5 protein-coding genes are annotated in these 13,515 nt (G+C 69.3%); 2 read left to right on the top strand and 3 right to left on the bottom strand.

Going from position 1 to position 13,515, the window contains the following annotated elements; all coding sequences use genetic code 11:
* Positions 1-31: 31 nt before the first annotated feature.
* The 3 genes from ACIHCQ_RS26700 to ACIHCQ_RS26690 all read right to left on the bottom strand — a co-directional run bounded on the left by ACIHCQ_RS26700 (position 32) and on the right by ACIHCQ_RS26690 (position 9,392).
* The gene (locus tag ACIHCQ_RS26700; RefSeq protein WP_399667243.1) at positions 32-5,155 is read right to left on the bottom strand and encodes a class I SAM-dependent DNA methyltransferase; all 5,124 of its coding nucleotides are present in this window, start codon (positions 5,153-5,155) and stop codon (positions 32-34) included.
* 19 nt (positions 5,156-5,174) lie between these two features.
* Complete coding sequence (locus ACIHCQ_RS26695; RefSeq protein ID WP_399667240.1) at positions 5,175-8,048, bottom strand: DEAD/DEAH box helicase; 2,874 nt, start codon at positions 8,046-8,048, stop codon at positions 5,175-5,177.
* A gap of 102 nt (positions 8,049-8,150) precedes the next feature.
* Positions 8,151-9,392 carry a serine/threonine-protein kinase gene (locus tag ACIHCQ_RS26690; RefSeq protein ID WP_399667237.1) on the bottom strand — a complete coding sequence of 414 codons (1,242 nt, stop codon included), beginning with the start codon at positions 9,390-9,392 and terminating at the stop codon, positions 8,151-8,153.
* Positions 9,393-9,762: 370 nt separating this feature from the next.
* Between ACIHCQ_RS26690 and ACIHCQ_RS26685 the strand changes: the two genes are divergently transcribed.
* Both ACIHCQ_RS26685 and ACIHCQ_RS26680 read left to right on the top strand, forming a co-directional pair.
* Entirely contained in the window at positions 9,763-10,629 is an 867-nt protein-coding gene (locus tag ACIHCQ_RS26685; protein ID WP_399667234.1) for a PhzF family phenazine biosynthesis protein, read from the top strand.
* A gap of 211 nt (positions 10,630-10,840) precedes the next feature.
* Entirely contained in the window at positions 10,841-13,504 is a 2,664-nt protein-coding gene (locus tag ACIHCQ_RS26680; RefSeq protein ID WP_399667232.1) for an MXAN_6230/SCO0854 family RING domain-containing protein, read from the top strand.
* Positions 13,505-13,515: the final 11 nt, after the last annotated feature.

The raw sequence follows: 13,515 nt of genomic DNA, 5'->3' as shown, positions 1-13,515 counted from the left end.
TATCGGGAGCCGCCCCACGGTTGTTCGTACGTCAGCCCTCGGTCGGGACACTGATGACCGGTGCTGGGTCGGGTGGGGACCAGCGCCCAGCGGCGACCTCGGCATCGAGGCGAGCTTGGAAGTGCGCGTGCGCGGCACGCATCTCGCTCTCGCGGTCGGCCTTGTAGAAGGGGACGGTGTAGCCCTCGGGGGGTGGAGTGGCGGCGGGGTTGGCCAAGTGGTCGAGGAGCGCAGGGTAGGACACCTTGTTCTGACCGTGGCCGTAGGTGTTGTGGTTGCGGGCGATCTTGCGGCCGTTCGCGTCGAAGTACATTTCCGCCTCGTAGTCAGAGAGGACGGGGTAGCGGGATTTGTAGATCGCCACAAGCTGGTCGGCGGTGATTCCGAGCCATACAGACACGAGTGCGTCGAGCTCAACGAGGGCGGCGCGACGCTCGTACTCAGTTCGGAGAGGGGTGCTGTACTTCCAGGTTGGGGTGAGATGTGTTGCGAGGGCGGCCAAGTTGGGCCAGGCGTTGGCCCACACTTCGTAACCCGGCCAGGTGCGGTGGAATAGCTCCTGCCAGAGGGGAGCGTAGGCATTCGTCAGGCTGTTGAGGCGGAGGGTTCGCACCAGAAGAGGATGGGCCAGTGGGTGGCCGGGGACGGCAGCAGGCATCTTCCTGGCCTCGGCTACTTGCAAGTCGGAGCGACCGGTGATGCGAAGAAGGTAGTCCAACGGAAGGGCAGCCCAAAACCCGGCATTAAGCACAGTTAGCTGATTATTTTCCAAAGCCATGGACTGCACAGTGTGGACGTGAGCGGGGCCAGGGGGGATGACTGCGGCGAAGAGGCTGCGCTCATTAGAAGAGGGAATCATGCGCCGCCAAGCCAGCCTATAGTGCTGGGTGTATGGATGTTCGCCCCACATATCCTGATATTTGATGTACTTTGCGGAATCACAGGCGCGGATGTAGTTGGTGACTGGAACGATTGCTGCAGGGGTATTAGAGTGATCCCAAGTCGACCAGTCGTTCTTGTTTCGGCACGGAATATTTGGCTGCTTGTTGAATGGTGTAGCGACTCCGAAATGCGGACCCTGTAGTACCACGTCGGCAATCGAGTCGGGCAATTGGGATTCCCACCGAATGAAGCCGTCTTCCTTTCCCATCTTCTCGTGGTAGCCCGAGCTGATGTGTGGACGATAGAAATTCAGTCGTGGCGCTGCGGCCGATAGGGCGGTAATGGCGTCCTGCTCCTCCGTGGTCACCGGGTAAAGAAGTGCTGTTTGTGAGGTAGGGGTTTCGCTATCTCCGGCGAGTCGACTCCACTCGGTCAACCTGTTCGCGTCCACTGTGACGAGGCGGGAACTGTGTGGTCTAGTGTCCCACCGCCTGTTGAATTTAGTGCCGGGGGCTTTCCCTTCTCCGGAATGTTTGATTGAGTCGAGCACGGTTTCTGGGGTGAATAGCCAACTCATATGGGTAAAGGTGATGCTCCCCTTGGCGGCGTAGATGTTGATTGAGAACTCATTTCGATCTCGAATGTCGAACAGGAATAGCGAGTTCATGAAATGTGCATGGAATCTCAGGTGCTTATATGCCTCGGCTCGAAAGCGTCCTTCCTGTGCCCCGGTAAAGTGTGTTACGGGATGCACCAGTCCAATCGATCCGACACTGCGCAGGTGACTCCAAGTTTGGCACATGAATGCCCGATAAAGATTCGGCTGAGTCCCTGTAATCAGCGGGTAGGTTGAAGGTGCACCAAAGAATGTAACGGAACCGAAATTGGCCGCCAGTGCGTCAAGGCAGTAGTCCAGTGCATTTCTCGACTGATTGAGTACTCTTTGCTTGCGGAGCCTCCACTCGGTCACACTAGGTTTCTCTGTGAGGGCGAACCATGGCTCCAGTTCAGCCAGCACCAAGTCCTCCCGCCAGGTGGGCCTCACCCACGGCGGATTCCCCACCTGCAAGTCATACCCACCCCGCCCAAACACCTGGGCGAACTCCAACTCCCAGTGGAAGAACCCCTGCTGGACCGCCACATCCCGCGCGACCCCCGCCCACGGGTACCGCTCCTCCAAGTGATGCGCCCGGTCCATGCCCATGAGGTCCGGCAAGTCGTCCTCATACGGGGTCAGTTCCGTCAGCGACTCGAACTCCGACACCAGCGAGTCCGCCGGGACCTCCTGCGTGCCCAGCAGCGACTCCGCGAAGTCCAGCCAGTCGTCAAGGCCCGCCAGCGGGATGACCGCCCGGCGCTGCTCCCGCACGGCCTCCTTTCGGCTGCCGCCCCGCGCCCGGCGCTTGTCCACGTCCTCCCGCGTCAGCTCCAACTGCTGTGCGTCCGCCTCGAACCCCGGAAGCGCGTCAACCTCCCACGACATGAGCACACCGTCGTTGCCCTCTGCTTCCACCGCGAATGCCCCCGCAGTCTCCGACGGCGCCACCCCCCGCGCGTACCGCGCATCACTCCCGTCCAGCAGCCCCGCGCTCTGCACCGGCCAGAACCACAGCGCGCACCACGCGTCCATCAGTGTCTTCAGCCGCCAGTACGGTGTATCCACCGCCTCCAGGTCAGCCAGCACGTCCTCGCGCTGCACCGCCTCCACCGGCTGCCGCAGCCAGTCGCCATCCGCGCCCCACACCTCGATCCGCCGCGAGATGTCCCGCTCCGAGATCTCCAGGCGTCGACAGACCAGCCCCCACAGGTACTCCGCCCGCCGCGCCAAGCCCTGAAGTCGCGCCGTCTGCTTGGCGCTCGGCGACTTGGTGATCGCCTTCCGCCACCCGCCCAGCTTCTTCGCGTCCTCCGGGGCGAGCGCCCTTGCCTCCTTCTCCCCGGCGACCGCGCCCCACTCCTTCGCCGGCAGCAGGAAGTGGTGCACCGCTCCCTCGGGCAGGCCGCTCGCCGCCTCCGTCAGGGGGAAGCGTTCCGGGGTCGTCCCGAGCCAGCCGCCCTTCTTCAAGCGCTCAGCCGCGTAGATCTCCCTGCGCCCGCCGATCAGCGAGTTGCCCCGCCGCAGGTGCAACCCGAACCACGGGGCCTCCATGCCCGGGTGCATGGTGTTGAGCCAGAGCGAGACCTCCGCCAGCTCCACCGCCGTCGAGTTGAGGTCGACGCCGTACGAGTTGTGCAGCGCGATGTACGCCTTGACCTTTTGGAATTCGACCGTGTACTTCTCCGTGTCGATCGCCTGCCCGGTCTCCTCCTGCCGTCGCCGCAGGTACTCCGCCGCGACCTGGTTGATCGCCTCGTTGAGGAACGCGCCCGACCCGAGCGCCGGTTCGCAGATCTTCCAGTCCAGCAGTTCCCGCGCCTCGGTGGTCGTCCCGTCCTGGTCCAGGCGGTGCTGCAACGCCAGCTGCACCGTCACCTTCGTCAGCGACTCAGGCGTGTAGTACGACGCCGACGTCTGACGGTCGCGCCCCGACAGCCGGTACACGAACGCGCCCGGCCGGTACCGGACCCGTAGCTCCTCGCCGGTGTCCTCGTCACGGCGGCGTACGAAGACACCGTCCGCGTACTCGTCGGCCTTCGACGCGGGCACCAGCCACGAGCCGTCCTTCGGGTCGCCGCCCTTCGCGACCTCGTACAGCTCCTCGCCCGCCACGAAGCCCGAGTACGACATCAGGCCCTCGTACACCGCGCCCAACTGGTTGATGCCGAGCTGCGCGTACGAGATGAAGCCGCCCCGCTCGCCCTTCTTGCCCTTGGTGAGCATCAGCAGCCGCAGCACCTTGTACAGGGTGGCGTTGCGCAGACGCGTGTCCAGGTACTGCGGGCCGCCCTCCGCGTCCTCGTCGTGCCGGGGGTCCGGTACGGCCTGCGCGCCGATGAGGCGGATCGACGCGGACTCGAAGAGCTTGGAGTGCAGCGGCTCGAAACGCAGGCCGATGTCCTCGGAGATAGCGGTCCCGGAAGCCTCGGCCGCCGGCTTCTGCGCGTCCGCGCCGTGCGTACGCCGGGGGCGGTAGCCCTCCTGCACCTTGCGGAACAGCAGGTCCAGCGACTCGTACAGGTAGTAGCCCTCGCGGGCTTTCTCGCCCACCAGGTCGCGTTCGGCGACCAGTTCACCCAGGCGCCCGAGGCCGTAGCCCTGGTGGTACTCGGGGTAGTCGGACGGCAGGATGCCCAGCTCGGGGCGGGCCTCCGCGTACAGCAGGAACAGGATCCGGTACAGGTAGCGCAGCGACTCGCGCGTCAACTGCTGGGCAAGTTCCGGGAGTTCCTTGAGGTCCGCCAGCCGTACGCCCTCATGGGCGCGGATACGGTCCAGGACCTCGTTCGCGATCAGCTCCACCGACAGGCGCAGCCCGTCGCGCAGGTCGGAGGAGACGCCCACCGCGTGCTTGGTCGACTTGCCGACCAGACCCGCGAGGGGGTTCTCGCCGCCCTCCTCCGGAGTGCGCAGCGAGTCGGCACCGAACAGGGCGGCCAGAGTGTCGAGTTCCTGGCCGTCCTTGGTGTTGTTGCGGTCGAGCGCGGTGTCCAGGGAAGCCGCGAGGTAGCGGCCCTCGCCCCAGACGGCCCGGTCGGCCAGCACGATCACGCCGCCCGCGAGCAGCAGCACATACCGGGGGGCGTCCTCGCAGGCGAAGAGGAACGAGGCGAGCTTGGACCCGGTCCGCAGCGTGTTCGCCGCGTCGAGCTGTACCGGGTTGAGCAGACGGCCCGAGCCGTCCGGGTCCAGGGCGGCGTCCGGCTCGGCCGCCCAGCCGCAGTCGAGGGCGACCAGGCCCGCCTCGGCGTGCGCGACCTCGATGTCGTACGGGTTGTCCGCGCGGCGGACGGTCAGCGTCTGCGGCTTGGCGTCGTAACCGAGCGCGCGCAGTACGGAGCCGTTGAGCTCGGCGGCCCGCCCCTGCCACTCGGGTGTGCCGTACGTCGTCGCCTCTTCGCCGGTCGCGGCGGCCTCGGCGAAGAAGGCGCGGGACCTGAAGTACGGGCGGCGCAGGGCACGCAGGCCCATGCGCGGAGTGACGGGCAGGGCGTCCGCGGCAGGCTCGGAGTCCTCGGCTGAGGCAGAGGCCGTGTCGGCGGTCGCCGCCTTCGCCTCCTCCTCGCGGACCTTCCACGTCGTGAGCAGGCCCGACTTGAGGTCCTTGGGGAAGACCTCGGCCAGGTAGTGCGCGGAGAAGTAGTCGCCGCGGTTGACCAGGGAGTCGTACGTCATGGTGCGGGAACCTCCTGGTTCAGTCGCGGGCGGAAGACGAGGAAAGGGCGGCGGGGCCGGGGGAGTCGAGGACGGCGAGCACACGCAGCATCGGGCGGCCGGTGGTCAGCAGCGAGTCGGCCAGCCGCGCCAGGTCGGTCCTGGTGGTGCCTCCGGTGAGGGTGGGCTGCTCCCAGTCGCCGAGCCGTTCCTTGTACTGCCTGATCGGCTCGCGCAGGGCCTTGTCCCAGTCGCTGCTGCGCCGTTCGAGGAAGGTCTCCGCGGCGGTGAGCGCGGCGGGGATGCCCGCACGAAGCGCCTGAAGGTCATGGCGGTGCAGAGGGTTTGCCATGGTGGGGCCGACCCCGGTGCGGCGCAGTGTGGCGACCATGTCGTCCGTGACGTCGCCGCCCGTGACGGTCATCCACTTGATGACCGTGGGGCGGCCGAGCGCGTTGGAGTAAATGCCCTGGATCAGATACGTGGGCGCCTCGACATCGGCGGTGATGACGGGGGCCTCCTGCCGGCCCAGGCTCACCAGCACCTTGTCGGTCAGCCACTCCACCACCGGATGCAGGTCGGTCAGCAGCGAGATCTCCGGCCAGCTGGAGGTGGCCGACTCCCGGGCCCGTACCAGGGACAGGTCGGCGAGCTTACGGTTGAGGGTCACCAACAGCCGCTCGTGCAGGCGCTGTTCACGCCGGTAGTCGGGCGGCAGGGACTTCATGCGGTGGATCAGGTCCGACGGCGGCCGGAAGGAGATCAGGCCCGTCTCGGTGTCCCGGTCCATCTCCAGCTGCCGCTGCGCGTCCGGGAACACCTCCGCCAGCGCCTCGTCGATGAACTCGCGGGTGCCCTGGAACAGGCGCGGTACGTTCGCGGGCGGCGGGACCGCGTCCGGGTCCTCGGCCGGTACGTCCTCGCCGACGGAGCCGACCGAGCCGAAGAAGCCGGCGAGGAAGTCGTCGTCCGCGTCCGCAGCCTCGGCCGCTGTGTGCTGGAGCGACTCGTCGACCGTGCGGCCCCGCAGGAGATCCTGGATGAGGGACTTCTCCTCGGCCTCCGCCCGGTACAGCCCGCTCACCGCCTCCGCTGTGCCCAGGCTCCGGTGCGCCTCGTCCTCCCGCTCCATCAGACGTTCCGCCACTGTGCGGTCGTCCTTGGCGTCCGTCACCGCGCTGGTGAGGATCAGCGCGCGGAACTCGGGCCGGTGGGCCTGGCCGTAGCGGTCGATACGGCCGTTGCGCTGCTCGATGCGGATCAGCGACCACGGCACGTCGTAGTGGATCAGCTGGTGGCACTGGCGGTGCAGGTTGACTCCCTCGGAGGCCACATCGCCCGTGAACAGCATGCGTACGGGGGTGTCGGCGAGACCGAAATCCTCCACGCACTGCATCTGCTGCTCGTCGGACAGTCCGCCGTGCATGACACGGGCGGCCTCGTCGAGTGACTTGCCCCTGAAACCGAGCGCCACCGGCACGGTCGCGCGCAGCCACTCCAGCGTCTGCACCCGCTCGGAGAAGACCACCACCCGGGTGTCGGACCTCGGGCCGACACCGATCGCCCGCAATTGCTCGACGAGCGCGGTGAACTTCGCCGAGTCGGACTCCGACATCCCGTCCGTCAGCTCCGCGAGCCGCCGCAGGGCCAGAAGCTCGGGTGAATCGGGGTCGGCGAACTCCTTCCCCAGCAAGGTCTTGATCCGTGCCCCGACCGTGGACCGGAAGGCGGTGTGCGAGGAGAGGAAGGACTTGAGCAGCGTGTACGGGAAGAGGGGCACATCACTGACCGACTTGCCCTCGGCCGGCAGCCACACCTGCGCCAGCTCCTCGAACACCTTCTCCTCGGCGGGGGTTGCCGAACAGCGCACCGACTCGGAGGGGCCGCGGTCCGCCCACTGGCCCTTCATCTGGTCGCGGACCTCGGGGCTGACCTTCGTCCGCCGGATGAACAGGTGCTTGATGTCCTCGGCGTCGTACCGCTCGGGGTCCCGGATCGCGGCCGGGTCGAGCAGGGCGATCAACTCGGCGAAGGAGCGGGCGTTGCCGTTGTGCGGGGTCGCGGAGGCCAGGATCAGGGCGTCGGTGCGCGGGGCGAGGAGCTGGGCGAGCTGGTTGCGCAGCGAACCGCGGTTGATCAGATTGTGGGACTCGTCGATGACGACCGCGTCCCAGCGGATCTGCTCCAGATGATGCTTGTACTGGTCGGTGTTCTTCAGGGTGTCGATGGAGACGATGACCCTCTTGAAGTACGTGAACGGGTTGCGGCCCGCCGGGATCTCGCGCTGCACCTTCTCGATGCCCGCCGAGTCGAGCCGGATCAGGGGGATCGCGAACCGCGTCCACAGCTCGTGCTGGAACTGCTCCAGGACATGCTGTGGGGTGACGACGAGGATGCGCTCGCCCCGGCCGCGGCGGATCAGCTCGGCGAGGGTGAGGCCGATCTCCAGCGTCTTGCCGAGACCGACGACATCGGCGATCAGCAGGCGCGGGCGCAGGTTGCGGCCGGAGAGCGCGAGCTGCGCCGGGCGGTGCTGGTAGGGGAGCGGATCGAGCAGGAAGCTGTCGGCGAGGGCGAGACCGCGCTCGGACTGGGGGAGCGGGGTCTTGCGCAGTACGGCCTCCAGGAAGAGGCGGCTGCGGCGGAAGTTGGCCGACGTGTCGTCGATGAGCTTGGTGCGGGACGGGTCCATCAGCTCGACATCGTCCAGAGCGGTGAAGAAGACCGCTTCCTGGTCGCGGACGAACTCCGAGACGCCGACCGCCTCGATCCGGTCGCCGTCGTGGGCGGTGCGCGTCACGTTCCGTACGAGCCACTCCTCGTCGCGTACGACGATCTGCGCGCCTGGTGGGTACTGGGCGTCCTCGGCGGCAGCGCCGCCGGTCCGGTCCACGCGCTCCTGCTCGACGGTCACGGGCGCTGCCTCCTGGGCTGGTGGTTCTTGCGGGGCTGGGCTGGGGTGGTGCGGGGCCGGTCGCGGGCGGCGGTGGTGGCCAGTTCGTGAAGGGCGGGCGCGTCAGAACGCGGCGCGCTGCGCGTAGGTCTCGCGGAGCTGCTGGGCGACCTTGCGGGCCTGGACCGAGTGGATCAGGGGCGCGGGGGCGGCGGGGCGTTTGGGCCGGTCCCGGGGCGTCTGCTCGCGCGGCGTCCCTTTGCGATGCGTTTCCTCGCGTGGCGGTGGAGCATCGCCCGTACCGCTGCCCGCATAGGCATCGGCATAGGCAGGGGCCGGCTCGGCCTTGACGGTGGGCGTGTACGCGTCGACGGGCTGCGGGAGGGGGAGCGTCGGGGCCGGCACGGTGCTCACCCGCGGCAGGGGGTGCGTCGTCTGCTCGGCGAGGATCGCGGTATCGGAGGCCGACGGCGGGGCGGACGGTCCTGAGGACGCGGTGAAGGACGTCAGCCGACGGCGCGCCTGCGCGACCTTCAGGCCCTGGGCCTCGATGACGGCCCGGCACTGCTTGACCACGTCGGGCAGGCCGGGACGGTCACCGGGGGCGTACGACAGCATCACGGTCAGCAGCGGCACGAGCACGTCCGGCGCATCCGTCAGGTCAGGTTCCCTGGACTGGTCGGTGATCATGTGGAACAGCACCTGGATGTTGTCGGCCTGGTACGGGTAGTGGCCGGTCGCCGCGTAGAGCAGGACGGACCCCAGGGCGTACACATCCACGGGAGCGGTGAGCGGCTTGACGCCGCCTGCCTGCTCCGGGGCCATGCACGCGGGGGTGCCCATCACCGTGTTCGGCGCGGTGAGCGTGACGTTCGACTCCATGAAGACCGCCAGGCCGAAGTCGATGACCTTCGGGCCGTTCGGGCCGAGGAGAACGTTCGCGGGCTTGAGGTCGCGGTGTACGAGACCCTGCTTGTGCACGCCGGCCAGCGCTTCGGCCAGGGTCGCTCCGAGAGAGGCCACGAGTACGGAGGGGAGCGGCCCGTGCGTGGTGATGTGCTTGCGCAGATCCGGGCCGTCGACGTACTCCGTGGCGAGCCAGGGGCGCTCCGCCTCCGGGTCGGCGTCCAGGAAGGCGGCGATACGCGGGCCCCAGATCGTCTTGAGGACCTCGATCTCCTGCGCGAAGCGCAGCCGCGCCTCGGAGTCCACCACCGACGCCTTGATCACCTTGACGGCCGCGGGCTCACCGCCCTGCGACTCACCGAGATAGACCTGGCCCATGCCGCCCTGCCCGATCCTGCCGAGCAGCTCGAAGCCGCCGAGTTCGGCGGGATCCTCGGGGCTGAGCGGGGTCGTCTGCACGCGGGTCCTTGTTCGGGCTGATCAGGCAATGTATGGGCGGGTAACACCGTAGTCGACTGTGATGCCCGGCAGGAGGCGGACCGGGGATTCACATCCGCGACAGCCTGCGACGGGCGGGGCCGGCGAACTACCAGGTCCTGCGCGCCGTCGGCGGCCGAACGCACGAGGCGCGGTCGTGGGGCGGTCGTGGGGCGTCTGCTCGGCCGATGCGCCGCCGACTCCCGCTCGGTCGAGGCGCCTCGGCTCACGTCGAGCGGGCGATTCGCTTCATCGCGCCATTGGCACCGACTGGGGCGTTGTGATCAGCGCACAGCCCCCATCTCTCCGGCGGGTTGGGAACAAACCACATCGGCCCACGGTTCCGCCGATCATGACGACGAAGCCCGCAGTGCTGCGCTACACCGCCTTCTCCGATGACCCGGAGGGCGGCAACCCCGCCGGTGTCGTCCTCGATGCCTCGGGACTCGGCGACGCCGAAATGCTCAAGATCGCCGCCGACCTCGGGTACAGCGAGTCCGCGTTCCTGTCCGCGCCGCCCGAGGGGCTTGGCGGGGAGCCCGGACGGGCGTTCACCATCCGGTACTTCAGCCCCAGAGCGGAGGTGCCGTTCTGCGGCCATGCCACGGTCGCCACGGCCATCGCCCTCGGCGAGCGCATCGGGACCGGCGGCCTGGTATTTGCCACGCGCGCGGGGACAGTGCCGGTCACGGTGAGCGGGGAGGACGGGGCACTGCGGGCCACACTCACCACGGTCGAGCCGCACAGCGAAGCGATCGCGGACGCGGACCTCGCCGAGGCGCTGGCCGCGCTGGACTGGCCCACCGCCGATCTGGAGCCCGCACTACCGCCTCGTATCGCTTTCGCCGGCGCCCGGCACCTGGTGGTCGCCGCCGCGACCCGCGAGCGGCTGGCGGATCTGGCGTACGACTTCGAACGCCTCGAAGCTTTGATGCGCCGCCTCGATCTGACCACGGTGCAACTGGTGTGGCGGGAGTCGGAGAGCGTCTTTCATGTGCGCGATCCCTTCCCGGTGGGCGGCGTGGTGGAGGACCCGGCGACGGGCGCGGCGGCAGGCGCGTTCGGCGCGTACGCCCGCGAACTCGGCCTGGTCCCTGAGTCGGCGGTCCTCACCCTCCACCAGGGCGAGGACATGGGCCGCCCCGGGGTGCTGACCGTGGAACTGCGCGAGGGTGACCCGCGGGTGCGGGTGAGCGGGACGGGGACATCGATCGTGTGATGCGGGGCCGGCCGCCCTGCTGGGTCTCCACGGCGCATCTCCGGGGCGCCGTGCCCGGAAAACCGGGTGATCAGCCTGCCCGGCAGCTGTTACGGTCGCGGGGCGCGGGGCGGCTCCCGAGTGTGCTTCCTTCTCATACTCTCCTGATGAATCAGCGTGCTCACTTCCCGCCCCGCGCGACACCCGGCCGTCCGGGAGGGGGAGAACCAGCTTGTCCAGCACCAAGGCCGTCGGCCCTGCCACCATCGCCGGCCCACGATCCCTTGCCACCGTGCTCCTGTCGCGCCGTGGGACCGTGTATCTGCCGACACCGGCAGTCGTCACGGACCCGGCCGGCGACAGCGGAGCAGCACTGATCGAGGCCGACCTCATCAACCGCGGCTACCTGCTGGCCCCGCCGCTGCGCGCCGCGTTTGCCGCGCTCGACGCGCGCGCCATGGGCGCGGTGGGCCGGGCACTGCTCCACGACATCGACCGGGCCCTCGGCGCCGACCGACCGCACGTGCCCCTGCTGCGCGACTTCCCGGACAGCACCCCGCGCGACACCTCCGCGCACTACGCCGACCGTGTGCTCACTGTGCTGTTCCAGCGGCCGGAGCAGCCGTGCGTACTCTGCGGCACGGTGGACTCCGTCGTGCCTGTCTCGCCCTGCGCCCACCTGGTGTGCGGCTCGTGCTTCGACGGCGCCGACTTCTCGGCGTGCCCTGTGTGCGAGCGCCGCATCGACCCCGCCGATCCGTTCCTGAGCCCCAAGCGCCCGCGCCGCAGCATGTTCCGCCGGGCCGCGCCGCCCGAGCGGCTGCGTCTGCTGTCGTACGGCGGCGACTTCGCGGCCCGTCAGGCCGACGCTGCCGGCGAACTGGACACCCTGCTCTCCCGCACGGGCGCCCTCAGCCCCCAGGACACCGACGACCTGGAAACCCTGCTCGCCGCCAGGACCCGCGACGACCTCGACGACCTCGCCCGGCTGCCGGCCACGGTGCCCGGCCGGGAGACGAAGGCCCGCCTCGTCGCCTGGCTGCTGGCCGACCCCGCGGCCGTCCCGGCGACCCTTCCCGTAGCGACCGGGCTCATCGACACCGCCACCGATGTGCTGCGCGTGCTCGTGGTCCGCTCCGGCGGAGACGCCGGACTTGTCGAGATCCCGCGCTTCGCCCCCGTACCCCGGCCCCTTCGCCGCGCCCTGCTGTCTGTTTTCGACACGCTGAACCCGGCACAGGCGGCCCAGGACATGCGGCGGCACCGGCGGGCCTGGATCCACGCGGCGGAACTTCTGCACCCCTTCGAGCACACGGGCCGGTTCCCGCGAGCGGCGCTCGCCTTCGCCGCGCTGCGCGGCACCCGACTCGGCGACGACGCCCTGTCCGCGGCCCTGCGCGCGGCGGCGGAGACTGCCGACGACATCGACGTCACCGGCCCGGCCGTTACGGCGTACAGCTGGAGCGGCCAGGTCGAGGCCGCCCTCGCGGCCCGTGACCTCGCGGGGGCGCTCACGCTGCTCGAACAGCGGCCGGGGGAACTCGTCCGCCGCCTCGACCACCTGCTGCGCCTCATCGGCGAGGAGAACCAGGAGAACGAGGGGGACGAGGACACGAGCGTCGTCTCCGTCGTCTCCGCGCTGGAGCGCGTGGTTCCGCGGGTGGCGCCGGCCGTTCTGCTGTCCGCGCTCGGTGCCATCCGCACCCGGACCCGGCAGCGGGCGGCACGGGTGTTCTTCCCGAAGGGCGCGATGGCGAAGACCCATGTCATAGACGACGACAGGCCGGCGCTGCCCGCCGCCCTTGTACGGATGGTGGCCGACGTGCTGACGGCGGAGCTGCTGCGCAGGGCGGGGACGGGGGCACCCGTGGAGGTCGCGGTCGTCGACGCCGCGCTGGACGGCGTCGTCGCGCCGTTCACCGAACGGACCGCGTCCCGAGCCCTGGTGACCCTCCCGCGCGGCAGCGAACTCGCCGTACCGGACGGCAGGACGCTGCGTCTGTTCCTGCACTGGATGGAGAGCCCCACCTCGGGAAGGACCGACCTGGACCTGTCGGCCGCGATGTTCGACGCGGACTGGCGCCAGGTCGGGGTCTGCGACTACACCAGCTTGCGGTTCGCGAGCCAGGCCGCGGTCCACTCCGGAGACCTTCAGGACGCGCCGCCTCCGCTCGGTGCCAGTGAGTTCGTGGACCTCGACCTGGAGCGGCTCGGCGCAGCCGGGGTCCGCTACGTCGTCGCGGTCGTCTACTCGTACAACAACGTTCCCTTCGGCGACCTGGCGGAAGCCTTCGCCGGGCTCATGCTGCGGGACGGACCCGGGAACCGGGGGCCGGTGTTCGACCCGCGCTCGGTCGAGCAGCGCTTCGACCTCACCGGGAGCAGCCGCGCCTGTGTGCCGCTTCTTATCGACGTACGGGCGCGCACCATGCGCTGGTTCGACGTCGTCAAGGGCGTCACCGGTACGCACCACGCTGTGTGGCGGCACGCGGACGCGCTCGCCACGCTCGCCCACCGGCTGACGGACCTGTTCGCCTCGGGCTCGCGCGTCGGCCTGGGCGAGCTCGCGGTGTGGCAGGCCGCGGCACGGGCGGCCACGGTCGTCCTGCGCCACACGGACGGTTCGCGAAGCGTGTACCGGCGGCGGGACGGCGAGGACGTGGGCGGCTTCGCCGCCCGGATCGGCTCGCCGGAGACGGACACGGACGCTCCCGAGGGCGTGGGCGGCGAGGGTGACGGGCCGTCGGCGGGACCGCGGCTGGCCTATGTGCTCAGGGGCGACCTGGAACTGCCCGAAGGGAGCGAGGTGTTCGCTCTGTATCCGCTCGGCCAGGACGCGGCGCGGGTACGTCTGCTTGCTGCCGCCGACATGGTCACGGCCCTCGCCCCTCGGTGACCGACCGTCGA

The organism is Streptomyces sp. NPDC052236 (assembly GCF_044548015.1).
GTDB lineage: Bacteria > Actinomycetota > Actinomycetes > Streptomycetales > Streptomycetaceae > Streptomyces.
This window is presented reverse-complemented; position numbering and strand designations above follow the sequence as displayed.

What these genes read in the sequence shown, in the direction of transcription:
- ACIHCQ_RS26700 (WP_399667243.1), bottom strand. Translation starts at nt 5,155, where the DNA reads ATGACGTACGACTCCCTGGTCAACCGCGGCGACTACTTCTCCGCGCAC.
- ACIHCQ_RS26685 (WP_399667234.1), top strand. Translation starts at nt 9,763, where the DNA reads ATGACGACGAAGCCCGCAGTGCTGCGCTACACCGCCTTCTCCGATGAC.